Source organism: Streptomyces sp. CWNU-52B (genome assembly GCF_047444975.1).
GTDB lineage: Bacteria > Actinomycetota > Actinomycetes > Streptomycetales > Streptomycetaceae > Streptomyces.
Genome location: NZ_JBLFJV010000007.1, coordinates 127,765 through 151,147, shown reverse-complemented (window position 1 = coordinate 151,147; position 23,383 = coordinate 127,765). Strand labels below are relative to the sequence as shown.

The following is a 23,383-nucleotide window of genomic DNA, read 5'->3' as shown; positions in this document are numbered from 1 at the left end:
CAAGGGCTTGGCGAGGAAGCAGCGAAGGGGCTGGAGAGCGTGGCGGGAGCCATCACACACGACCGTCCGCCGGACGCCGAGGGGCGGCAGAGCGGACCGTTGATCGTCACGGAGGACGCGAATCTGCTGGACGACCTGCTGCGGCTGTGCGCCGCCGCCGGCGCCCGGCCCGAAGTCCACCACGGGGTGCCGGAGCGCGGCGGCGGCTGGGACACGGCACCGCTGGTGCTCGTCGGCGACGACGCCGCGCGACGGGTGCGGAGCGCCACGCGCAGACGCGGAGTGGTGCTCGTGGGGCGGGATCAGGACGATCCAGGGGTCTGGCGAAGGGCCCTGGAGATCGGCGCCGACCATGTCCTGATGCTGCCGGATGGCGAACAATGGTTGGTCGACCGGATCGCCGACGTGGCCGAGGGGGTGGGACCACCCGCCCTCACCGTCGGCGTGATCGGCGGCCGCGGCGGCGCCGGATCGTCCACCCTCGCCTGCGCGCTCGCGGTCACCTCGGCGCGCCAGGGCAGGCGCACCCTCCTTGTGGACGCGGACCCCCTGGGCGGCGGACTCGACGTCCTGCTCGGCGCCGAGGCCGTCGAGGGGCTCCGCTGGCCGGCCTTCGCCGCCTCGCACGGGCGGGTCGGCGGCGGAGCCCTGGAGGAGTCGCTTCCCTCGCTGCACGCCCTGCGGGTCCTCAGCTGGGACCGGGGCGACCGTGTCACCATCGCACCCGAGGCCGTCCGGGCGGTCCTGGCCGCGGCGCGGCGGCGCGGCGGGGCGGTGGTCGTGGATCTGCCGCGCCGGATCGACGAAGGGGGTGCGGAGGCCCTCGCCCAGGTCGACATGGGACTGCTCGTGGTCCCCGCCGAACTGCGCGCCGTCGCGGCGGCCGGGCGGGTGGCGTCCGCGGTCGGCATGGTCCTGAGAGACCTGCGCGTCGCGGTGCGCGGGCCGTACGCACCAGGTCTGGACGACCAGGAGGTCGCCCGGCTTCTCGGACTGCTCCTGATGGGCGAAGTGCCGATGGAGTCAGGGCTGCTGGCGGCCCAGGACCGGGGCGCGCCGCCGGGGGCGGACGGCCGCGGACCGCTCGCGCGCTTCTGCTCGGCGTTCTGGGCGCGGGCCGCGGTCGCCGGAGGCTCCGTATGAGGAACCGTACGAGTTCGAGGGACCGTATGAGCACGAGTGGTCGTCCGAGGACGAGCGGCCCGTCAGGTACGAGCGGCGGTACGGCCAGGGGCACGGGCCCGCGTGGCGGGGTGGCCGTGCACCCGGGGCCCGTGCACGCGGGGCCGCCGGGTGGGCGTCTCCCGGTCCGCGGCTCGCTCGTGGGGCGGCCGCCGGGTACGAGCCCACCCGCCGACCCGGGGCTGCTGGACGGAGTCCGGCAATGGCTGGCGCAGAGCGGAGGAGAACCGACTCCCGCGCGCGTGGCGCAGGCCCTGCGGGCACAGGGCAGGGTGCTCGGGGACGCCGAAGTCCTTGGTGCGGCCGAGCGGCTGCGGTCGGAGTTGGTCGGGAGCGGCCCGCTGGAGCCGCTGCTCGACGACCCGTCGGTCACCGACGTACTGGTCTCGGCGCCCGACCGGGTGTGGGTGGACCGCGGCGGCGGCCTGGAGCTGACGGCCGTGTCCTTCCCGGACGCGGCGGCCGTACGACGCCTCGCGCAGCGCCTCGCGGCCGTGGCCGGGCGGCGGCTGGACGACGCGCACCCCTGGGTGGACGCCCGGCTCCCCGACGGCACCCGACTGCACGCGGTGCTGCCACCGGTCGCCGTCGGCTCGACCTGCCTGTCGCTGCGGGTCGTACGGCCGAGGGCGTTCACGCTCGACGAACTGGTGGCCGCGGGGACGGTGCCGCCGGGCGGCGACCGGCTGCTGCGGGCGCTGCTCGACGCCAGGCTCTCGTTCCTGGTCAGCGGCGGCACGGGCAGCGGCAAGACAACGCTCCTGAGCGCTCTGCTGGGCCTCGTCGGACCGGGCGAGCGGATCGTGCTCGCCGAGGACTCGGCGGAGCTGCGCCCAGAGCATCCCCATGTCGTACGGCTGGAATCGAGACCTCCCAACCAGGAGGGCGCCGGACTCGTCACGCTCCAGGACCTGGTGCGCCAGGCCCTGCGCATGCGACCGGACCGGCTGGTCGTCGGTGAGGTGAGAGGGCCCGAAGTGGTCGCGCTGCTGGCCGCGTTGAACACGGGTCACCAGGGCTGCGGAACCGTGCACGCCAACGCCGCCTCGGTGGTGCCGGCCCGGTTGGAGGCGCTGGGCACGGCCGCCGGACTCGACCGGGCGGCACTGCACAGCCAGGTGGCGGCCGCGCTGTCGGTGGTGCTCCACCTCGTACGCGATCGGGCCGGGCGGCGGCGGATCGCCGAGGCGCATGTGCTGGAGCGGAACCCCGCGGGGCTCGTCGTGACGGTTCCCGCGCTGCGGTGGGGCACGGAGGCCTTCGCGTACGGGCCCGGGTGGGAGCGGCTGCGGGAGCTGCTCGGTGGCCTGGGTGACCGAGTGGGCGAGCGGAGGGAGGGGCTGTGACGGGGATCGCGGAGGTGCCGGTGGGCGCGGTGGCGGCGTGCGCCGGGGCGGCGGCCTGGCTGCTGCGCGGGCCGGGGCCCGGGGCGCGGCGGGCGGGGTTGGTGTGTGCGGGCGCCGGCGCGCGTGACGGGGCTGCGGGGGTCGGGCCGCCGTCGTGGCAGGCGGTGCGGGCCTGGGAGTGGCTGCGGCGGTCGCACCGGACGAGAGGTGAGTGGTGGGCGCTGGTCGCCGGGGGCGTGGTCGGTCTGCTGGGGGCCTCCGTGCTGCCGGTCGTCCTGGGCGCGCTCGGAGTTCCGCTGGTCCGGCGGGCCCGGCGGTCCGGAGCGGCGCGGCGGGCGAGTGAACGGCGGGCCACCGAGGTCATCGCGCTGTGCGGGGTGCTCGCGGGGGAGGTCCGGGCCGGTCGGCAGCCGGGGGAGGCCCTGTTGGGCGCCGCCCGGGACTCGGGAGGGCTCGGGGAGGCGCGGGCGGTGGTCCTGGCGGCGGCACGGTTCGGCGGGGATGTGCCGGGCGCGCTCACCGAAGCGGCCCGGCGGCCCGGGGCCGAAGGACTGCTGGGCCTCGCCGCGTGCTGGCGTGTCGCCGTGGACCGGGGCGCCGGACTCGCGGCCGGGCTCGACCGGCTGGAGGGGGCGTTGCGCGCGGAGCGGGACCAGCGTGCGGATCTGCGGGCCCAGTTGGCGGGAGCGCGGTCGACCGCGGTGCTGCTCGCGGGGTTGCCGGTGCTCGGGGTGCTCCTGGGCACCGCGCTCGGGGCCGCCCCGCTGCGTGTCCTGCTGCACACCGGAGCGGGCCTCGGCTGCCTGCTGGTCGGCGGGGCCCTGGAGGGTGCCGGCCTGTGCTGGGCCCTGCGGATCGTACGGGGAGCGGAGTCGGGATGAGCGGAGTGAGCGGGATGAGCGCGGAGGTTGTCCACAGGCTGGGGGTGGTGGTGTGCGTGGTGGCGGGGGTGTGGGTGCCGGCCCGGTTCCTGGGCGCGGCGCGGCGGAGGCGGAGGGCGCGCGGGCGGTTGGCGGCGCTGACGGTGTCGTCGATGTCGTCGGGGCTCTCGGCCGGCGAGCTCGGGCCGACTGTGGAGCCGGCCGTCGTCGGACACGACTCGAAGATCCCCGGTGCTCGTGCTCGTGCCCGTGTCGGTGCCGGTGTCGTGCGGCGCTGGTTGCCGGTGATCGGGGCCCTGAGCGCCTGTTGGGTGGTCGTGGGCGGAGTGGCCGGTGGCGTGACGGGGCTCGTGGCCGCGTTCGGGATGTGGCGGTGGCAGCGCAGGCCGGCGCCGGTGGCGGAGTTCGACACGGCGCGGGTCGCGCGGCAACTGCCCCTTGCCGCCGATCTGCTGGCCGCCTGCGTCGCTGCGGGGGCGAGCCCGGTGGTGGCCGCCCGGGCGGTGGGAGAGGCCCTGGAAGGGCCCGTGGGGGAGCGGCTGGAGCGGGGCGCCGCCGAGGTGCGGCTCGGTGGCGAACCGGCGGAGGCGTGGCGGGGACTGGCCGCGCTGCCCGGGGCGCGGGGCCTGGCCCGGCTGCTGGAGCGGGCCGGTGAGTCGGGCGTACCGGCGGCGGTACCGATCGCGCGCCTCGCGGCCGAGGCCCGCGCGGAGCGGGGGCGGGACGCCACGGCGCGTGCGCGTCGGGCGGGCGTCCTGATCACGGCGCCCGTGGGGCTGTGCTTTCTGCCCGCGTTCATCGCGATCGGTGTGCTGCCGGTGGTGCTCGGGCTCGCGAGCGGGGTGCTGGGAGGAGGCGGCGGATGACGGACTGAGCGACGAGTGACGTGTGACGAGCGACGTGTGACCGAGATCAACAGGACAGAGCTGTACGGGGGTTCGGATGGGCAAGGCAGTGCGGGTACGAGTGCGGGTGTGGGCGCGGGCATCGGCCCTGGCGGGCTGGGCGCGGGTGAGCGGCGCTCGGCTGCCGCGGCGGGACGCCGGGATGGTCACCTCCGAGTACGCGATGGGGCTGATCGCGGCGGTGGGGTTCGCGGCGCTGCTCTACGAGGTGCTGACCAGCGGGCAGGTGCGCGGCGCGCTCCAGGACATCGTGGGGCGGGCGCTCGATGGGCAGTTCTGAGGCAGGGGTGACGGAGGGGACGGGGGAAGGCCAGGGGCCGGGCCCGCCCGAGGTGGCCGGGGGCCGTGACCGTGACATGGCCGGGGACCGCGGCTTCGTGACAGCGGAGGCGGCTGTGGTGCTGCCGGTGCTGGTCGCGTTCACGATGGTGCTCGTCTGGGCGTTGCTGGCCGCGGCCGCGTTGATCCAGTGCGTGGACGCGGCCAGGGCGGGCGCACGTGCGGCGGCCCGGCAGGAACCGCCGGGCACGGTGACGGAGGCCGCCCGGCAGGTGGCGCCGAGCGGGGCCCGGGTCTTCGTCCGGCGTGCGGGCGACCTGGTGCGTGTGCGGGTCGAGGCCGACACACCGGGCCCGGACGGGCTGGCGCTCGCCGTGTCGCAGGAGGCCGTCGCCCTGGCCGAGGAGACGGTGGGGGCGGTCCGGTGAGCGGGTGGAGGAGAGCGGCAGGGCCGGTCCGGGACCGGGGGTCGGCCACCGTCTGGACCGTGGGTGCGCTCGCGGTGCTGTGCGTGGTCTTCGGCGCCGTGCTCGCGATGGGGCAGGCGGTGGTGGTCCGTCACAGAGCCGGCGGTGCGGCGGATTTGGCGGCCCTCGCGGCGGCCGACCACTGGATGGACGGCGAGACGCGGGCGTGCGCCGGGGCGGACCGTGTGGCACGGGCGCAGGACACCCGGATCGTGCGCTGCGCGGTCCTGGGCGATACCGCGGACGTCACGGTCGAGGCGGGCCGGGGACCGCTGACGGCCGAGGTGCGGTCCCGGGCCGGCCCGGCAGGACCCGTGCCTTCGGCAGGACCCGTTCCTCCGGCTCCGGGCGGGCCTCCAGCTCCGGGCGAGCCCGCGGCTTCGGGCAGACCTGCGGCGCCGGGGACGCCCGAGAGCTGGCCGGGCCCGTGACTTCGGGTGGGCCTGCGACTTCGGACGGGCCTGTGGTTTCGGCCGGACCTGAGGCTCCGGCCAGGCATGCGGCTCCGGGTAGGCCCGAGGGCTCGGCCGGGCCTGTGGTTCCGGGTGGTTCTGAGGTGCCGGTGTCGGTCGTGCCGGAGGGGCTCAGGATGCGCGGGGGTGCGGGGGTCTGGCCCACGTCCACCGACGGACCCTAGGGGGCTTCCGAGGTTTCCGCGGCTTCGGGACGCGGGTCCCCCGGCGGGACCTTCTCCGGCGGGGCCTCCCCTGGCAGGGGCTCCGGAGCCCCTTGCAGCAGCACCGTCAGCAGCCGGACGGCGCCCCGCTTGTGCAACGGCTCGTTGCCGTTGCCGCACTTGGGGGACTGGATGCAGGACGGGCAGCCGGCGTCGCACTCGCAGGACGCGATGGCCTGGCGGGTGGCGGTGAGCCACTCGCGGGCGGTGTGGAAGGCGCGCTCCGCGAAGCCCGCGCCGCCGGGGTGGCCGTCGTACACGAAGACCGTGGGCAGGAGGGTGTCCGGATGCAGCGGGACGGAGACGCCGCCGATGTCCCAGCGGTCGCAGGTGGCGAAGAGCGGAAGCATGCCGATCGAGGCGTGCTCGGCGGCGTGCAGGGCGCCGCCGAGGATCTCGGGGTTCACCCGGGCGGCGTCGAGCTGGTCCTCGGTGACGGTCCACCACACGGCGCGCGTCCGGAGCGTGCGCGGCGGAAGATCGAGTTTCGTCTCGCCGAGCACCTCGCCGGTGATGAGACGACGACGCAGGAAGGAGACGACCTGATGGGTGACTTCGACGGAGCCGTAGCACAACCGGCCGCCGCCCCACGGGATTTCGACGTCCGTCTCCAGGACGGAGATGGCGGTGGTGTCGCGGGCGACCGTCGAATACGGCGGGTTGGCCTCCTTGACCAGGGCCACCGAGTCGTCCAGGTGCAGCTCGTCCACCAGATACGTACGGCCCTGGTGGAGGTGGACCGCGCCTTCGTGGACGGTGGTGTGCGAGGCACCGGCGTCGACCGTGCCCAGCAGCCGTCCGGAGCCGGTCTCCACGATCTGCACCGGGTTGCCGCCTCCGCCGCGGATGTCGGCCAGGTCGGCGGCCCGCTCCCGGCGCGTCCAGTGCCAGGCCTTCGTACGGCGGCGCAGCAGCTTCGCGGTCTCCAACTGCGGCAGCAGCTCGGCGGTGGCCGGTCCGAAGAGGGCGAAGTCCTCCTCCGTCAGCGGGAGCTCGGCCGCCGCGGCGCACAGGTGGGGTGCGAGGACGTACGGGTTGTCCGGATCGAGGACGGTGGATTCGACGGGCTGGTCGAACAGGGCCTCGGGGTGATGGACGAGATAGGTGTCCAGCGGGTCGTCACGGGCGACCAGTACCGCGAGCGCCCCCTGCCCGGAGCGGCCCGCGCGGCCGGCCTGCTGCCACAGGGACGCCCGGGTGCCCGGGTAGCCGGAGATGACGACGGCGTCCAGACCGGAGACGTCGATGCCGAGTTCCAGGGCGGTGGTGGCGGCGAGGCCGAGGAGTTCCCCGGAGTGCAGGGCGCGTTCGAGGGCGCGGCGTTCCTCGGGGAGGTAGCCGCCGCGGTAGGCGGCCACGCGCCGGACCAGGGAACGGTCGATCTCGGCGAGGCGTTCCTGGGCGATCACCGAGATCAGCTCGGCCCCGCGGCGGGACCGTACGAAGGCGACCGAGCGGACACCCTGCAGGGTCAGGTCGGTGAGGAGGTCCGCGGTCTCGGCGGTGGCGGTACGGCGGACGGGGGCCCCCTTCTCGCCGCGCAGGTCGGTGAGGGGTGGTTCCCAGAGGGCGAACACCACTTCACCGCGGGGTGAGGCGTCGTCGGCGACCTCCACCACGGGCAGGCCCGTGAGGCGGGAGGCGGCGACCGAGGGCTCGGCGGCGGTCGCCGAGGCCAGGAGGAAGACGGGGGAGGAGCCGTAGCGGGCGCACAGTCGGCGCAGCCGGCGGAGCACCTGGGCGACGTGCGACCCGAAGACGCCCCGGTAGGTGTGGGACTCGTCGATGACGACATAGCGCAGGGCGCGCAGGAAGGAGGCCCACCGGGGGTGGGAGGGAAGTATCCCGCGGTGCAGCATGTCGGGGTTGGTGAGGACGTAGTTGGCGTACTGGCGTACCCACTCGCGTTCCTCGACCGGGGTGTCCCCGTCGTAGACCGCGGAACGCACGGCGTGGCCCAGCGGATGTGAGAGTTCCCTCACGGATCGGCGCTGGTCCGCGGCGAGGGCCTTGGTCGGGGCGAGGTACAGGGCGGTCGCCCCGCGGCCGTTCGGTGCCTCGGAACCGTCGAGGAGGGTCGACAGGACCGGCACGAGGTACGCCAGGGACTTGCCGGAGGCCGTGCCCGTGGAGACGATCACCGACTCGCCGTCCAGGGCGTGCTCGGCCGCGAGTGCCTGGTGGGCCCAGGGGTGTTCGATACCGGCGGACTGTACGGCCGCGATGACCTCGGGGCGGATCCGGTCGGGCCACACGGCATGACGACCCTCACGTGGGGGCAAGTGCTCCGTATGAGTGATGCGCGAAGACCGGCTCGGCCCGGAGGCGAGCCGGTCCAGGATCTGGCCCGGTGTGGGGCGGGATCCGGTGTCCGTCGAGGTTCGATCGGGTCGGAGATTATTGGCCATCGGCATCGAGTGTGTCACTGGCGTGACGGACAATAGGCCCAAGGCGTCGTGCACGCCTGCCGGTAAGTGATTGAATGCCATCGCGGCTGGCGAACCGTCCCGGGGGCTCCGCCGAGGTGTCCCTTGGGATGACCGCTCGATTAGCAAGGTGCTGGAGGATCCGTGGACCTGTCCCTGTCGACCCGTACCGTCGGCGATCGTACGGTCGTCGAGGTCGGTGGCGAAATCGATGTATATACCGCGCCCAAGTTGCGCGAACAGCTGGTCGAGCTGGTGAACGACGGCAGTTTCCACCTTGTCGTCGACATGGAGGGCGTGGACTTCCTCGACTCCACCGGTCTCGGCGTGCTGGTGGGTGGCCTGAAGCGGGTGCGTGCCCATGAGGGTTCGCTCCGGCTGGTCTGCAACCAGGAGCGCATTCTGAAGATCTTCCGCATCACCGGTCTCACCAAGGTGTTCCCGATCCACACCTCGGTCGAAGAAGCGGTGGCGGCCACCGACTGAGCGGCTGTGGTCCGGCCGGTCCCCGACCGGCCGGTCAGTCGCACACAGCCGGATCCCGGGAATGGCCCGGGAGGCAGAAGTCAATGGAGGGGGGTCGGGTCTCGGCGATCCGACCCCCCGACCGCACGCCCGTAGTTCCGAGGGGGATGCATGGCCACCGTTGAACTCCGCTTCAGCGCGCTGCCCGAGCACGTCAGGACCGCCCGACTGGTGGCGGCAGCGGTGGCGCGCAGGGCCGGAGTGGACGAGGCCGTCCTCGACGAGGTCAGGCTCGCCGTGGGCGAAGCCTGCACCCGGGCCGTCGGCCTGCACCAGAACGCCGGAATCTCGGCTCCGGTGCGGGTCTCGCTGATCGAGGAGGAGAAGCAGTTCTCCATCGAGGTCGGCGATGAGGCGCCGCACGCGGTTCCCGGTGAGAAGTCGCCGGGCGCCCAGGGCGGAGCCGACGGCGCGGACGTCGAGACCGAAGAGGACGAGATGGGCCTCGCGGTCATCAGCGGCCTCGTCGACGACGTGGAAGTGACCGCCGGTGAGAACGGCGGACTGATCAGGATGAGCTGGCCCACCACGCCGCCGGCCACGCTCATTTCCTGATCAACCCCTAGGTACTGCCTCACCATGTGCGAAAGGGCCCTGCTCAACAGGGCCCTTTCGCATGTCCGGCCGCCGCACTCTCCCCCTGCTGCCACCCTCTGCCACCCCGGTCGCCCCTGGTCGCTCCTGGCGCCTCTGTGCCGCGTCGTGCCGCCCGTGCGCCGTCTCCGGGGGCCCGTTTCCCCGTACGCCCCCGGGGTGCGGCAGTGGCCGCGTCGGCCGCCCCGCGGGCTCGTCGACCGCCAGGTCGGCTCCCCGGCCGCTTCGGATCAAGCCACACGTAATTCGTGAACGAATTCACGATCCGAATGACGATCAACAATACGATCAGCTTTACACGGCGTCGTACCGCAATGGACCTGCTGTCATCTGCCGTCAATGCTTTTGAGGCATTACTACTTTCGGGTTCCGTGCGGAACCCCGGATCATTTGCTGAAGGGCCTGTGAAGGCCGATTCCACTTACCGCGCACTGTTTTGATCAGGTTCCGGTACCTACAATCCGTCCACATCTTGAGCTCGGTCCAAGCGTCAAGGAGGACGAATGGCGGGGCTTTCTACCCCTCATCAGTTTGACCAGCCCACTACCTTCGCAGCCGCAGTACTCACCGACGACAACCGCCTCATCGTGATGGTCATCGCGGCCGTCGCCCTTGCGGCGCTTGTCGTCGCCGGTGTCCTGGTCCGCCAGGTGCTCGCGGCCGGCGAGGGCACCGACAGCATGAAGAAGATCGCGGTGGCGATCCAGGAGGGCGCGAATGCCTACCTGGGGCGGCAGATGCGCACCCTCGGGGTATTCGCCGTCGTGGTGTTCTTCCTGCTCATGCTGCTGCCCGCGGACGACTGGAATCAGCGGGCGGGCCGATCGGTCTTCTTCTTGATCGGCGCGGCGTTCTCGGCCACCACCGGATATATCGGTATGTGGCTCGCCGTACGCAGCAATGTTCGCGTGGCCGCCGCGGCACGGGAAGCGACTCCGGCGGAGGGTGAGCCCGAAAAGGATCTCACCGCCGTCTCGCACAAAGCAATGAAGATCGCTTTCCGCACGGGCGGCGTCGTCGGCATGTTCACGGTGGGGCTCGGTCTGCTCGGCGCCTCCTGTGTGGTGCTGGTGTACGCGGCCGACGCGCCGAAGGTCCTGGAGGGCTTCGGCCTCGGTGCCGCGCTGATCGCCATGTTCATGCGTGTCGGCGGCGGCATCTTCACCAAGGCCGCCGACGTCGGCGCCGACCTGGTCGGCAAGGTCGAGCAGGGCATCCCGGAGGACGACCCGCGCAACGCCGCGACCATCGCGGACAACGTGGGCGACAACGTCGGGGACTGCGCCGGTATGGCCGCCGACCTCTTCGAGTCGTACGCCGTCACGCTCGTCGCCGCGCTGATCCTCGGCAAGGCGGCGTTCGGCGACTCCGGGCTCGCCTTCCCGCTGATCGTGCCCGCGATCGGCGTACTCACCGCGATGATCGGCATCTTCGCGGTCGCTCCGCGCCGGGCGGACCGCAGCGGGATGAGCGCCATCAACCGTGGCTTCTTCATCTCCGCGGTGTTCTCACTGGTGCTGGTGGCCGTGGCCGTCTTCGTCTATCTGCCGTCCTCGTACGCCGACCTGGACGGTGTCACCGACGAGGCCATCCTCGGCAAGTCCGGCGACCCGCGGATCCTCGCGCTCATCGCGGTCGCCATCGGCATCGTCCTGGCCGCGCTGATCCAGCAACTGACCGGCTACTTCACCGAGACCACCCGGCGCCCGGTGAAGGACATCGGCAAGACCTCGCTCACCGGCCCGGCCACCGTCGTCCTCGCCGGTATCTCGCTCGGTCTCGAATCGGCCGTCTACACCGCTCTGCTGATCGGTCTCGGCGTCTACGGGGCCTTCCTGCTCGGCGGTACGTCGATCATGCTGGCCCTGTTCGCGGTGGCCCTCGCCGGAACCGGTCTGCTCACCACGGTCGGCGTCATCGTCGCCATGGACACCTTCGGGCCGGTCTCCGACAACGCGCAGGGCATCGCGGAGATGTCCGGCGACGTCGAGGGCGCGGGCGCGCAGGTGCTCACCGACCTGGACGCCGTCGGCAACACCACCAAGGCCATCACCAAGGGCATCGCCATCGCCACCGCGGTACTGGCGGCCTCGGCGCTCTTCGGCTCGTACCGGGACGCCATCCTCACGGCCGCGAACGACGTGGGGCAGAAGGTCTCGGGTCCGGGCGCTCCGATGAACCTGATGATGGACATCTCGCAGCCCAACAACCTGGTCGGGCTCATCGCGGGCGCCGCGGTCGTCTTCCTCTTCTCGGGGCTGGCGATCAACGCGGTGTCCCGGTCGGCCGGAGCCGTGGTCTACGAGGTGCGGCGGCAGTTCCGCGAGCACCCCGGGATCATGGACTACAGCGAGAAGCCCGAGTACGGGCGCGTCGTCGACATCTGCACCAAGGACGCGCTGCGCGAGCTGACCACACCGGGTCTGCTCGCCGTACTGACGCCGATCGCGATCGGGTTCACGCTCGGGGTCGGCGCGCTCGGCTCGTTCCTCGCGGGCGCCATCGGCACCGGCACGCTGATGGCGGTCTTCCTCGCGAACTCCGGAGGCGCGTGGGACAACGCCAAGAAACTCGTCGAGGACGGCCACCACGGCGGCAAGGGCAGCGAGGCCCATGCCGCGACGGTGATCGGCGACACGATCGGCGACCCCTTCAAGGACACCGCGGGCCCCGCGATCAACCCGCTCCTGAAGGTGATGAACCTGGTGGCGCTGCTCATCGCGCCGGCCGTGGTCAAGTTCAGCTACGGCGCGGACAAGAGTGTGGGCATGCGGATCCTCATCGCGGCGCTCTCGCTCGTCGTCATCGTGGGTGCCGTGTACGTGTCCAAGCGGCGCGGCATCGCCGTGGGCGACGAGGGCAACTCCGAGCGGGTGGCCAAGTCGGCGGATCCGGCGGTGGTTTCGTGACCGACGGACGATCGCCTGAACGGGCCCCGCTCGACGGATGAGCGGGTTCCGCCCAACGGGCGGGCGTACGACGCGTCTTGACGCGCCGTACGCCCGCCCGCTCGTGTGTATGCCCTGTTCGTGAGCCTTATCTCGCTTGGTGCAAATGGCTTCAATAACGGTCCAAACGGATGTTCGTCACGGTGGTGTCGCCCACTTGGCGTGTATGTTCCGGGGCCGAGAGCCATGGAAGGGACCAATCCGGTGAACAAGAAGCTCGCGGCCGCGCTGTCCGGCGGTGCGGTACTGGTGCTGGCGTTGTCGGGATGCGGCGGTGACGACAGCAGCGACAAGCTCAACTCCTGGGCCAAGGACGTCTGTGACGCCGTGCAGCCCCAGGCCAGGAAGATCTCGGCCGCCAACACCGCCATCCAGAAGCAGACCTCGGACAACAGCACTCCGGCGGACGTCCAGAAGACCGACTCCCAGGCCTTCCAGGACATGTCCGACGCCTACAAGGCGATCGGCGGCGCCGTGGACAAGGCCGGGGCGCCGGACGTGGACGACGGCGAGAAGAAGCAGAAGGACGCCGTCAAGGAGCTCAACACCATCTCGTCGTCGTACGGCGACCTCAAGAAGCAGGTCGACGACCTCGACACGAAGGACCAGGCGAAGTTCGCCGACGGTCTCAAGGGGATCGCCACCCAGCTGGACAAGCTGAGCCAGAGCGGCAACGACGCCCTCGCGAAGCTGGAGGAGGGTGACGTGGGCAAGGCGATGGCCGAGCAGGAGAGCTGCAAGAGCGCGTCCTCCTCCGCCTCGGCGACGAAGAGCTGACCCCCGGCCCCTCAGGGCTCTCGAACCCGCCCCGACGACGGCCGATGCCGCCCCGATGACGCGACGGGGCGGGCCGGACGACGGGGCGGGCGGCACGCCGTGGTGAGGCTTCTCGACGACTCGGCGGGTGGCCTGTCACCGGCCGCGCGTCACAATGGGCGGGTGAGTAACACCAGCCTGGCACCGCTGCCCTCGTCCGACCGCACCGACGTCACCGCACGGCTGCGGGACGCCCTCCTGAACGCGTCCTTCAGCGCCGACGGGCTGCTCGATCTGCTCGGCGCCCCCGCGTACGCGGCGCTGGCCCGCAGCGAGACCGTGCCCGCGCTCCGGGCCACCCGGGGCGACTCGCCGCTGGAGTCACTCGTACGGCTCTTTCTTCTGCAGCAGCCCGTGCCGCACGCGCGCGTGGCGGACGTTCTGCCCGTGGCGGACTGCCTGGAGGCCGGCTGGCTGACCCGCGTCGGTGGGGACGAGGTCGCGGCGGTGGTCGACGTACGGCCGTACGGGGGACCGGGCGGCGAGGACTGGTTCATCGTCTCGGACCTGGGCTGCGCGGTCGGCGGGGCCGGCGGCATCGGCAGCCATGACGAAGGTGTCGTACTCGGAGTGGGCGGCGCGTCCACCACGCTCGCGGGCATGACCGTGCGCTCCCCCGCCGCCTCCGCGCTCGACCTCGGTACCGGCTCCGGCATCCAGGCCCTGCACGCCGCACAGCACGTCACGCGCGTGAGCGCGACCGACCTCAACCCCCGCGCGCTGCACATCACCGCGCTCACCCTCGCCCTGTCCGGGGCCCCGGCGGCCGACCTGCGCGAGGGCTCCCTCTTCGAACCGGTGGCCGACGAGACGTTCGACCTGATCGTCTCGAACCCGCCCTTCGTGATCTCGCCGGGCGCCCGGCTCACCTACCGCGACGGTGGGATGGGCGGGGACGATCTGTGCCGCACGCTCGTTCAGGGAGCGGGGGACCGGCTGAACGAAGGGGGATACGCACAGTTCCTGGCCAACTGGCAGCACGTGGAGGGCGAGGACTGGCAGGACCGGCTGCGCTCCTGGGTGCCGCGCGGCTGCGACGCGTGGATCGTGCAGCGCGAGGTCCAGGACGTCACGCAGTACGCGGAACTGTGGCTGCGCGACGCGGGCGACCACCACGGCGACCCCGTGGAGTACCAGGCGCGGTACGACGCATGGCTGGACGAGTTCGAGGCGCGGAAGGTGAAGGCGGTCGGCTTCGGCTGGATCACCCTGCGCAGGACGGCGGCCGAGCTGCCCTCGGTCGTCCTCGAGGAGTGGCCGCACCCCGTCGAGCAGCCGCTCGGCGACAGCGTGCGCGCGCACTTCGAGCGGGTCGACTATCTGCGGACGCACGATGACGCGGCCCTGCTCGCGGGGCACTTCAGGCTCTCCGCGGAGATCGTGCAGGAGCAGGTCGGACTGCCCGGCGCCGAGGACCCGGAGCACGTCGTGCTGCGCCAGCACCGGGGGATGCGGCGGGCCACCAAGGTGGACACGGTCGGCGCGGGCTTCGCGGGTGTCTGCGACGGCACGCTGAGCGCGGGACGCATCCTGGACGCCATCGCCCAACTGGTCGGAGAGGACCCGGTGCTGCTGCGCGACCGGACCCCCGCGCAGATCCGGCTGCTGGTCGAGCAGGGCTTCATCGAGCCTGCCGCGACGCCGTAGCCTGCGGCGCCGCGCACTTGCGGGTGCGGTGCGGTGCGGTGCGGTGCGGTGCGGTGCGGGGCGCGGGGTGCCGGTGCCGGTGTCGGTGCCGGGGCGAGCGGGAGCCGCTGTCGACGGAGCGGGGACCGAAGCGGGGTCGAAGTGGCCGGCGGCGGTACGGCATGTCTCGTACCGCACATGGGCCGGCCGTGGCGTGGGCCGGCCGTGGCGTGGGCCGGCGCGACGTCGGCAGTCATGGCGTGGGTCAGTCACGGCGTGGGGCCGGTGTGACTGACGGCCAGGCACGGCGTAGGGCCGGTCGTGGTCGGAGGGTTCGTGGGGTGCGCCGCGCCCGGACGCACAGAACCGGCCGTCTCGCGTTCACCCCGGGTTGGGATCCCGGTTTCCCGGACGTGCCAGTGTCCCGATCCAGGACACACGAGCGCGAAGGGGCGAGCCATGGAGAGCGGACCGGCGATCTTCACGGGATCGGTCTTCGCCCTGTTCGGAGGCGGGCTGCTGCTGTGGACCGCGGTCCGGCTGCGGCAGCGCGCACCCGTCGCCCACGGAGTGAACCCCGTCGCCTCGCTGACGGTCGCGGCCTTCGCCGGGACGGCCGCCGTGTCCCTCGCCGTGTGGTGTTTCACTCGCCTCTGAGCGTGCGGGCGCCGGACGCCGGCAGCGCGCGGGCCTGCCCCCGCTGTCCGGGAAACGCCGCCCCCGCTGTCCGTAAATCGCCGCCGCACGGCGGGCGTGGGGCAGGAAGGGCGCTCGCCGGACCCTCTCCTTCCGGTGGCCCTGCCCCCTCTCTCCGGTAACTGAGAAGTCACGCTCCGGATGGCCCGGAAACGGCAGGTCGGCACTCCGGGCGGCAGGAATGGCGGGAGTCGGGTTACCGTTCGAGTGGCCGTTGCGGGCTTTTCCCGTTTGACACGGGGGCGGGATGTACCGTCACACTCCGCAGCGTCAGCATGACCGACCCCCGAATCCCAGGCTTGGGGCGAGACCCCCTGCGTCGACCGGAGAGAAGAGCGAAGTTGTCCCCGACCAGCGAGACCGCACACGGCGGCCGCCGACTCGTCATCGTCGAGTCGCCTGCCAAGGCGAAGACGATCAAGGGCTATCTCGGCCCCGGATACGTCGTCGAAGCGAGTGTCGGGCACATCCGCGACCTCCCCAACGGTGCCGCGGAGGTGCCCGAGAAGTACACCGGCGAGGTCCGCCGCCTCGGTGTGGACGTCGACAACGACTTCCAGCCGATCTATGTGGTCAACGCTGACAAAAGGGCCCAGGTAAAGAAGCTCAAGGACCTGTTGAAGGACTCCGACGAGCTCTTCCTCGCAACCGATGAGGACCGCGAGGGCGAGGCCATCGCGTGGCACCTCCTGGAGGTCCTCAAGCCCAAGGTCCCCGTCCACCGGATGGTCTTCCACGAGATCACCAAGGACGCGATCCGCAGCGCCGTCGCCAACCCGCGCGAGCTCAACCAGCGCATGGTCGACGCCCAGGAGACCCGCCGCATCCTCGACCGTCTCTACGGCTACGAGGTCTCGCCGGTCCTCTGGAAGAAGGTCATGCCGCGCCTGTCGGCGGGCCGTGTCCAGTCCGTGGCGACCCGCCTCGTCGTCGAGCGGGAGCGCGAGCGCATCGCCTTCCGCTCCGCCGAGTACTGGGACCTCACGGGCACCTTCGGCACCGGCCGCGCCGGCGACCAGAGCGACCCGTCGAACCTGATCGCCCGTCTGACCACGGTCGACGGCAAGCGCGTCGCCCAGGGCCGCGACTTCGACTCGGTCGGCCAGATCAAGGGCGCCAACACGCTCCACCTGGACGAGGCGAACGCCCGGTCGCTCGCCACCGCCCTGGAGAACACGGACTTCTCCGTACGGTCCGTCGAGTCGAAGCCGTACCGACGCTCGCCGTACGCGCCGTTCCGTACGACGACGCTCCAGCAGGAGGCGAGCCGCAAGCTCGGTTTCGGCGCGAAGGCCACGATGCAGGTGGCCCAGAAGCTGTACGAGAACGGCTTCATCACCTACATGCGTACGGACTCCACGACCCTCTCGGACACCGCGATCACCGCGGCCCGCGCTCAGGTCACGCAGCTCTACGGCGCCAGTTACCTGCCGGACAAGCCGCGTACGTACGCCGGGAAGGTCAAGAACGCGCAGGAGGCGCACGAGGCGATCCGCCCCTCGGGCGACCGCTTCCGCACCCCGGCCGAGACGGGTCTGACCGGTGACCAGTTCCGGCTGTACGAGCTGATCTGGAAGCGGACCGTCGCCTCCCAGATGAAGGACGCGGTCGGGAACTCCGTCACCGTGAAGATCGCGGGCACGGCCTCCGACGGCCGGGACGCCGAGTTCAGCGCGTCCGGCAAGACGATCACCTTCCACGGCTTCCTGAAGGCGTACGTCGAGGGCGCGGACGACCCGAACGCCGAGCTGGACGACCGTGAGCGCCGCCTTCCGCAGGTCGGCGAGGGCGACCCGCTGTCCGCCGAGGAGATCTCGGTCGACGGCCACGCGACCAAGCCCCCGGCCCGCTACACCGAGGCCAGCCTGGTCAAGGAGCTGGAGGAGCGCGAGATCGGCCGCCCGTCGACGTACGCGTCGATCATCGGCACGATCCTCGACCGCGGCTACGTGTTCAAGAAGGGGACGGCCCTCGTGCCCTCCTTCCTGTCCTTCGCCGTGGTCAACCTCCTGGAGAAGCACTTCGGGCGGCTCGTCGACTACGACTTCACGGCCAGGATGGAGGACGACCTCGACCGCATCGCGCGGGGCGAGGCCCAGTCCGTCCCGTGGCTCAGGCGTTTCTACTTCGGCGTGGGCGAGGCGAGGGGCGCCGCGGAGGCGGGCAACGGCGACGGGGACCACCTCGGCGGTCTCAAGGAGCTCGTCACCGACCTCGGCGCCATCGACGCCCGCGAGGTGTCGTCGTACCGCGTGGACGGCAGCGACATCATGCTGCGCGTCGGCCGCTACGGGCCGTACGTCGAGCGTGGTGAGAAGGACTCCGAGGACCACCAGCGTGCCGACGTGCCCGAGGACCTGGCCCCCGACGAGCTGACCGTCGAACTGGCGGAGGAGCTGCTCGCCAAGCCGAGCGGCGACTTCGAACTGGGCGCCGACCCGGAGTCGGGTCATCAGATCATCGCCAGGGACGGCCGTTACGGCCCGTACGTCACCGAGGTGCTCCCCGAGGGCACCCCGAAGACCGGCAAGAACGCCGTGAAGCCGCGTACGGCCTCACTCTTCAAGGCGATGTCCCTGGACACGGTGACGCTCCAGGACGCCCTCAAACTGATGTCGCTGCCGCGTGTCGTCGGCAAGGACGCCGAGGGCGTGGAGATCACCGCACAGAACGGCCGCTACGGCCCGTATCTGAAGAAGGGCACCGACTCGCGTTCCCTGACGAGCGAGGACCAGCTCTTCACCATCACCCTCGACGAGGCCCTGGCGATCTACGCGCAGCCCAAGCAGCGTGGCCGCGCGGCCGCCAAGCCGCCGCTGAAGGAACTGGGCACCGACCCGGTCAGCGGACAGCCCGTCGTCGTCAAGGACGGCCGCTTCGGCGCGTACGTCACCGACGGCGAGACCAACGCGACCCTGCGGTCCGGCGACAGCGTCGAGGAGCTCACCCCCGAGCGGGGCTTCGAACTGCTCGTGGAGAAGCGGGCGAAGGCGCCGGCCAAGAAGACGGCGAAGAAGGCCGCCAAGAAGGCACCGGCCAAGAAGACCGCGACGAAGAAGGCGGCGGCCACCAAGACGGCGGCGAAGAAGGCCACCACCGCCAAGAAGGCCACCACCGCCACCGCCAAGAAGACGGCCGCCAAGAAGACCACGGCCGCCAAGGCGACGGCCGAGGACTGACCACCCCTCCGTCCTGCGTGGTCGTCCCGGACCACTTGGGTGTGCGGAACGAACGCCCCGGCACCACTTGGTGTCGAGGGCGTTCGCTTGTTCGGGGCCCTATTCGAGGACGGCGCGTGGCCGGATAGGCTGGCCGAATGACGCGAGCCGAGCAGCCGACGGCCCACCATCCGGCCCCCGACGACCTTCTGGTCGCAGACTCACGGGAGCGAGCGGTGCGGGCACTGCTGCGCGTACCCCAACTGAGGCGGCTGTGGAGCGCCCAGCTGGTGGGTGGCGTCGGTGACGCCCTCGCACTGCTCGTCCTGGTGCTGCTCGCCCTTCAGACGGCGGTGGCCGACGGCAGTTTCGGAGGCGGCTACCGCGGAGTGGCCCTCGCCGTCTCGGCGGTCTTCGGGGCACGGATCCTCGCGACGCTGCTCTTCGGGGCGGTACTGCTGGGCCCACTCACCACTCTCACCGCCCAGGACGGCCCGCTGGACCGCCGCTGGACCATGGTCGGCGCGGACGGCGTCCGGGCCGTACTGCTGATCATCGCGCCCCTGTGGATCGACTGGACACCTGAGAACGCGCTGGCCGTGCTCCTGGTGACGGCCTTCGTCATCGGGGTCGCCGAGCGCTTCTGGACGGTGTGCCGCGAGAGCGCGGCACCCGCGCTGCTGCCCGCGCCGCCGCTGGAGGGCGCGACGATACGGCCGCTCCCGGACCACATCGACGCCCTGCGGCGCCTCGCGCTGCGTACGGGATTCAGCACGGCGCCCCTCGCCGCGGCGGCGCTCGTCGTCGCCGGGCTCGTCAACAACCTGCTGGGCGCCGGACTCGCGTGGTTCGACCAGCATCAGGGGGCGCTCGCCTCGTACGTCGCCGCGGGCCTGTTCGCCGCGTCCCTCTCGCTGCTCACCTTCCTCGAACTGCCCGACGCGCGCACCCCGCGCCCGCGGTCGCCGCTCGAAGGACTGCGCCGCCCCAGGACGGGCTCGGGCATCGACAAGGGCCGTACGGGGGCCATCCCGCTCCTGGTGCTCGCCTGCGCCGCCGTCGCCGGAGCGATCGCGGCCTCCGTGGCCGTGTCCGTGCTGCACGCCAAGGACCTCGGCGGCGGCCCGGTGACGTACGGGCTGCTGGTGCTCGCGGTGACCGGCGGTGTCGTGATCGGCATCCGTACGGCGGCCAGGCTGCTGCCCTCCCTGTCGCGCCGGCGGCTGCTCGCCCTGGCGATCGCCTTCACGGGCATCGCGCTGCTCGCCGCCGGGCTCGTCCCGGACGTCACCACCGTGCTGCTGATCGTCGGTCTCGCGGGCGTCGGCGCGGGCGTCGCCGCGAACACCGGGCACGCGCTCCTCGACCAGGAGGCCGAGGACTACCGGCGTACGCGCACGACGGAACACCTGCACGCGGTCGTACGGGTCCTCGTGGCCGTGGGCGTCCTGGTGGCGCCGCTGGTGGCGGCCGCCATCGGCCCGCACCGCCTGGAGAACGGCAAGTTCGTGTTCGCGCACGGCGGCGCCGCCTTCACCCTGATGCTGGTCGGCGCGCTGCTGCTGCCGGTGGCCGCACTGGTCCTCGCCAAGGCCGACGACCGCTCCGGAGTGCCCCTGCGGCACGACCTGCGGGACGCGCTGCGCGGCGGGGACGACCCGGTGCAGGCGCCCACCGACGCCGGGTTCTTCATCGCCCTGGAGGGCGGCGACGGGGCCGGCAAGTCGACCCAGGCCGAGGCCCTCGCGGAGTGGATCCGCGCCAAGGGACACGAGGTCGTGGTGACCCGGGAGCCGGGCGCCACCCCCGTCGGGAAGCGGCTGCGGTCGATCCTGCTCGACGTGTCGTCGGCCGGGCTCTCGCACCGCGCGGAGGCACTGCTGTACGCCGCCGACCGCGCGGAGCACGTGGACACCGTGGTGCGGCCCGCCCTGGAGCGGGGCGCGGTCGTGGTCTCGGACCGGTACATCGACTCCTCGGTGGCCTACCAGGGAGCGGGGCGCGACCTGTCCCCGACCGAGGTCTCCCGCATCAACCGCTGGGCCACGGACGGGCTCGTACCGCATCTGACGGTTCTGCTGGACGTGTCGCCGGAGACCGCGCGCGAACGGTTCACGGAGGCGCCGGACCGGCTGGAGTCGGAGCCCGCCGCGTTCCACACGCGCGTGCGGTCCGGTTTCCTGACGCTGGCCGCCGCCGATCCGGGCCGGTACCTGGTCGTCGACGCCGGGCAGGAGCCCGAAGCCGTCACGACCGTGATCCGGCACCGGCTCGACGTGGTGCTGCCGCTCTCCGAGGCCGAGATCAAGGCCAAGGAGGAGGCACGCAAGGCCGCCGAGGAAGAGGCGCGCCGGCGCGCCGAGGAGGAGGCCGCCCGCAAGGCCGAGGAGGAGCGCCTGGAGCGCGAGCGCCAGGAGGAGCTCGCGCGGGTGCGCGCCGAGGAGGAAGAGCGCAAGCAGCGCGAACTGGAGGAGGCCCAGCGGCGCGAGGCGGAGCGGCAGGCCGAGGAGGCCCGTCAGCGTGCCGAGGCCGCACGCGTGCGTGCCGAGCAGGAACGGGCGCGGCAGCTCGCGGAGGAGAAGGTGCGCGCGGCCGAGGAGAAGGTCCGCGCGGCGGAGGAGGAGCGCCGGCGCCAGCAGGCCGAGGAGGAGGCCCGGCTGCGGGCCGAGGCCGAGGAGCGGCGCCTGGAGAAGCAGCGCAAGGCCGAGGAGGCGCTGGTCAAGGCCGAGACGGCGCGGCGGGCGGCCGAGGCCGCGGCTTCGGCGGCCGCTACGACGGCGGCGCACGAGGCGGCGGCCGCGTCGGAGGCGGCGGCCGCAGCGGCAGCCGAGGCGGCGGCCTCCGCGGAGGCCGAGAGCGACAACGAGAGCACCGTGCAGACGCCCATGGTGGTGCCTCCGAACGCGCCCGGTGGTTCGGTGTCCGGTGGTCCGGCACACAGTGGTGCGGGTGCGGGTGCGGGGTCGGGGTCGGACTCCGAGGAGACGACCGTGCTGCCGCAGCCCCCGGCCCCGCGCGGAGCGGTCGACGAGACGGCTGTGCTGCCTCAGGTACGGGACGACCGTGACGGTGAGCGGGGGAACGGGTCCGAGGACCGGGTGCCGCCCGGGTACTACCGCGACGAGCGGCCGGGACATGGGCACTCGGACGGCCGCGACAGCCGTGACGGCCGTGACAGTACGCGTGAGCTGCCCCAGGTCGACGCGGACGGCGTGCCGCGGCGGCGTCCCCGTTCGGACTGGGCGGAGGAGACCCCGCTGGACGATCTGCCGACGCTGGCCGACGAACTGCTGGGTCCGCGCGACGACGAGCAGGACGAGGGACGCGGCGGCGGGCGCAGGCGACGCTGACGTTGCTGCTGCGACTGCTGATGAGCTGACGTAGAGACAACGCGAACGAGAACGCCGAACGAGAACGCCGAACGAGAACGCCGAACGAGAACGCCGAACGCCGAACGCGGACAGCCTCCAGGGCTGTCCGCGTTCGCGTTGTCAGTGCCCTCCCGCACAATGGGACGCGTCAGGCACAGGTGCGACGAAAGGGCGGCACCCCATGACCGTATGGGACGACCTGGTGGGCCAGGAGAAGGTGAGCGAGCAGCTGGCGGCTGCCGCGCGGGACGCCGACGCCCAGGTCACCGCGGTCGTGGCGGGCACCCCGCCGCCCGAGGCCTCGAAGATGACGCACGCCTGGCTCTTCACCGGGCCGCCGGGGTCGGGCCGTTCCACCACGGCGCGGGCCTTCGCGGCGGCCTTGCAGTGCACGAGCCCCGACCGGGCCCTCGGGGGAATCCCCGGCTGCGGATTCTGCGACGGCTGCCACACGAGCCTGATCGGTACGCACGCGGACGTGCAGATCATCCGCACCGACCTCCTCTCCATCGGTGTGAAGGAGACCCGCGACCTGGTCCGCCGGGCCCAGCTGTCCCCGGCGGTCGGCCGTTGGCAGGTCATCGTCATGGAGGACGCCGACCGCCTCACCGAGGGCGCGGGCAACGTCCTGCTGAAGGCGGTGGAGGAGCCCGCCCCGCGTACGGTCTGGCTCCTGTGCGCGCCCTCCCTGGAGGACGTGCTGCCCACGATCCGCTCCCGGTGCCGCCACCTCACGCTCCGGACGCCCCCGGTGGCCGCGGTCGCCGACGTCCTCGTACGCCGCGACGGCATCGAGCCGGACATCGCGGCCGCCGTCTCCCGTGCCACGCAGGGACACATCGGGCGGGCCCGCCGCCTCGCCACGGACGAGCGGGCCCGCGCGCGCCGCGCCGCCGTCCTCAAGCTGCCGCTCCGCGTCGACGACGTGGGTGCCTGCCTCAGAGCGGCCCAGGAGCTGATCGACGCGGCCTCCGAGGACGCCAAGCAGGTCGCCGAGGAGACCGACGTCAAGGAGACCGAGGACATGAAGGCGGCCCTCGGCGCCGGGCAGGGCGGTCGGATGCCGCGTGGCACCGCGGGCGTGATGAAGGAGCTGGAGGACAAGCAGAAGCGCCGCAAGACGCGTACGCAGCGCGACAGCCTGGACCTGGCCCTGATCGACCTCACGACGTTCTACCGCGATGTGCTGGCGCTCCAGTTCGGCACGGATCTCGCCCTGTCCAACACGCAGATGCAGGACACGCTGGACCAGCTGGCCCGCGGGTCGTCGCCCGAGGCCACGCTGCGCCGGATAGAGGCGATCGCCGCCTGCCGAGAGGCCCTCGACCGGAACGTGGCACCGCTGCTGGCGGTGGAGGCGATGACGATGGCGCTGCGGGCGGGGTGACGGGGCTCCGGCCCGGTCCGGCCGGTCCGGACCCGGCTGGTCCGGACCGCGGTCCGTGAGTTGACGCCATCACTCGTACGAGGCGCGCTTGCCACTCTGA

At 72.5% G+C, this 23,383-nt stretch carries 18 protein-coding genes; 17 read left to right on the top strand and 1 reads right to left on the bottom strand.

The window, feature by feature from the left end; all coding sequences use genetic code 11:
• Positions 1-39: 39 nt before the first annotated feature.
• The 7 genes from ssd to ACLVWQ_RS10145 all read left to right on the top strand — a co-directional run bounded on the left by ssd (position 40) and on the right by ACLVWQ_RS10145 (position 5,491).
• Entirely contained in the window at positions 40-1,143 is a 1,104-nt protein-coding gene (gene ssd / locus ACLVWQ_RS10175; protein ID WP_414107988.1) for a septum site-determining protein Ssd, read from the top strand.
• Positions 1,144-1,169: 26 nt separating this feature from the next.
• Positions 1,170-2,528 (top strand): TadA family conjugal transfer-associated ATPase, encoded by a 1,359-nt coding sequence (locus ACLVWQ_RS10170; RefSeq protein ID WP_414107987.1) that lies wholly within the window; start codon positions 1,170-1,172, stop codon positions 2,526-2,528.
• Positions 2,525-3,409 (top strand): type II secretion system F family protein, encoded by an 885-nt coding sequence (locus ACLVWQ_RS10165; RefSeq protein WP_414107986.1) that lies wholly within the window; start codon positions 2,525-2,527, stop codon positions 3,407-3,409. The genes ACLVWQ_RS10170 and ACLVWQ_RS10165 overlap by 4 nt, the downstream gene beginning before the upstream one ends.
• Before the next feature lie 14 nt (positions 3,410-3,423).
• On the top strand, positions 3,424-4,275 hold the full coding sequence (locus tag ACLVWQ_RS10160) for a type II secretion system F family protein (RefSeq protein ID WP_414107985.1): 852 nt from the start codon (positions 3,424-3,426) through the stop codon (positions 4,273-4,275).
• Between the two features lie 76 nt (positions 4,276-4,351).
• Positions 4,352-4,594: a DUF4244 domain-containing protein gene (locus ACLVWQ_RS10155; protein WP_414107984.1), complete on the top strand. Its 243-nt coding sequence runs from the start codon at positions 4,352-4,354 to the stop codon at positions 4,592-4,594.
• A 76-nt stretch (positions 4,595-4,670) separates the two neighbouring features.
• Complete coding sequence (locus ACLVWQ_RS10150; protein WP_414107983.1) at positions 4,671-5,021, top strand: TadE family type IV pilus minor pilin; 351 nt, start codon at positions 4,671-4,673, stop codon at positions 5,019-5,021.
• Entirely contained in the window at positions 5,018-5,491 is a 474-nt protein-coding gene (locus tag ACLVWQ_RS10145) for an Rv3654c family TadE-like protein (protein ID WP_414107981.1), read from the top strand. Before ACLVWQ_RS10150 ends, ACLVWQ_RS10145 begins: the two co-directional genes overlap by 4 nt.
• 202 nt (positions 5,492-5,693) lie before the next feature.
• On the opposite strand, the gene ACLVWQ_RS10140 is transcribed toward ACLVWQ_RS10145, so the two are convergent.
• Complete coding sequence (locus ACLVWQ_RS10140) at positions 5,694-8,225, bottom strand: DEAD/DEAH box helicase (RefSeq protein WP_414107980.1); 2,532 nt, start codon at positions 8,223-8,225, stop codon at positions 5,694-5,696.
• Positions 8,226-8,306: 81 nt separating this feature from the next.
• Here ACLVWQ_RS10140 and bldG point away from each other — a divergent pair, with 81 nt between their 5' ends.
• The 10 genes from bldG (at position 8,307) to ACLVWQ_RS10090 (ending at position 23,283) form a co-directional block, all read left to right on the top strand.
• Positions 8,307-8,648 (top strand): anti-sigma factor antagonist BldG, encoded by a 342-nt coding sequence (gene bldG / locus ACLVWQ_RS10135; RefSeq protein WP_003975386.1) that lies wholly within the window; start codon positions 8,307-8,309, stop codon positions 8,646-8,648.
• A gap of 150 nt (positions 8,649-8,798) precedes the next feature.
• Entirely contained in the window at positions 8,799-9,242 is a 444-nt protein-coding gene (locus tag ACLVWQ_RS10130; RefSeq protein WP_414107978.1) for an ATP-binding protein, read from the top strand.
• A 287-nt stretch (positions 9,243-9,529) separates the two neighbouring features.
• Entirely contained in the window at positions 9,530-9,721 is a 192-nt protein-coding gene (locus ACLVWQ_RS10125) for a hypothetical protein (RefSeq protein ID WP_414107977.1), read from the top strand.
• A 63-nt stretch (positions 9,722-9,784) separates the two neighbouring features.
• A complete protein-coding gene (locus ACLVWQ_RS10120) occupies positions 9,785-12,190 on the top strand; it encodes a sodium-translocating pyrophosphatase (RefSeq protein ID WP_414107976.1) in 2,406 nt (801 codons plus the stop codon).
• A 225-nt stretch (positions 12,191-12,415) separates the two neighbouring features.
• Positions 12,416-13,006, top strand: a complete 591-nt coding sequence (locus ACLVWQ_RS10115) for a small secreted protein (RefSeq protein ID WP_414107975.1) — start codon at positions 12,416-12,418, stop codon at positions 13,004-13,006.
• 162 nt (positions 13,007-13,168) lie between these two features.
• Positions 13,169-14,692, top strand: a complete 1,524-nt coding sequence (locus tag ACLVWQ_RS10110) for a methyltransferase (RefSeq protein ID WP_414107974.1) — start codon at positions 13,169-13,171, stop codon at positions 14,690-14,692.
• A gap of 438 nt (positions 14,693-15,130) precedes the next feature.
• A complete protein-coding gene (locus ACLVWQ_RS10105) occupies positions 15,131-15,328 on the top strand; it encodes a hypothetical protein (RefSeq protein WP_414107973.1) in 198 nt (65 codons plus the stop codon).
• A gap of 380 nt (positions 15,329-15,708) precedes the next feature.
• On the top strand, positions 15,709-18,546 hold the full coding sequence (topA, locus tag ACLVWQ_RS10100; RefSeq protein ID WP_414107972.1) for a type I DNA topoisomerase: 2,838 nt from the start codon (positions 15,709-15,711) through the stop codon (positions 18,544-18,546).
• Between the two features lie 137 nt (positions 18,547-18,683).
• Complete coding sequence (gene tmk, locus ACLVWQ_RS10095) at positions 18,684-21,875, top strand: dTMP kinase (protein WP_414107971.1); 3,192 nt, start codon at positions 18,684-18,686, stop codon at positions 21,873-21,875.
• Positions 21,876-22,077: 202 nt separating this feature from the next.
• The gene (locus tag ACLVWQ_RS10090; protein ID WP_414107970.1) at positions 22,078-23,283 is read left to right on the top strand and encodes a DNA polymerase III subunit delta'; all 1,206 of its coding nucleotides are present in this window, start codon (positions 22,078-22,080) and stop codon (positions 23,281-23,283) included.
• Positions 23,284-23,383 lie beyond the last annotated feature (100 nt).

What these genes read in the sequence shown, in the direction of transcription:
- ACLVWQ_RS10170 (WP_414107987.1), top strand. Translation starts at nt 1,170, where the DNA reads ATGAGCACGAGTGGTCGTCCGAGGACGAGCGGCCCGTCAGGTACGAGC.
- ACLVWQ_RS10160 (WP_414107985.1), top strand. Translation starts at nt 3,424, where the DNA reads ATGAGCGCGGAGGTTGTCCACAGGCTGGGGGTGGTGGTGTGCGTGGTG.
- ACLVWQ_RS10155 (WP_414107984.1), top strand. Translation starts at nt 4,352, where the DNA reads ATGGGCAAGGCAGTGCGGGTACGAGTGCGGGTGTGGGCGCGGGCATCG.
- ACLVWQ_RS10150 (WP_414107983.1), top strand. Translation starts at nt 4,671, where the DNA reads ATGGCCGGGGACCGCGGCTTCGTGACAGCGGAGGCGGCTGTGGTGCTG.
- ACLVWQ_RS10140 (WP_414107980.1), bottom strand. Translation starts at nt 8,225, where the DNA reads ATGGCATTCAATCACTTACCGGCAGGCGTGCACGACGCCTTGGGCCTA.
- ACLVWQ_RS10130 (WP_414107978.1), top strand. Translation starts at nt 8,799, where the DNA reads ATGGCCACCGTTGAACTCCGCTTCAGCGCGCTGCCCGAGCACGTCAGG.
- ACLVWQ_RS10120 (WP_414107976.1), top strand. Translation starts at nt 9,785, where the DNA reads ATGGCGGGGCTTTCTACCCCTCATCAGTTTGACCAGCCCACTACCTTC.
- ACLVWQ_RS10115 (WP_414107975.1), top strand. Translation starts at nt 12,416, where the DNA reads ATGGAAGGGACCAATCCGGTGAACAAGAAGCTCGCGGCCGCGCTGTCC.
- ACLVWQ_RS10105 (WP_414107973.1), top strand. Translation starts at nt 15,131, where the DNA reads ATGGAGAGCGGACCGGCGATCTTCACGGGATCGGTCTTCGCCCTGTTC.
- tmk (WP_414107971.1), top strand. Translation starts at nt 18,684, where the DNA reads ATGACGCGAGCCGAGCAGCCGACGGCCCACCATCCGGCCCCCGACGAC.
- ACLVWQ_RS10090 (WP_414107970.1), top strand. Translation starts at nt 22,078, where the DNA reads ATGACCGTATGGGACGACCTGGTGGGCCAGGAGAAGGTGAGCGAGCAG.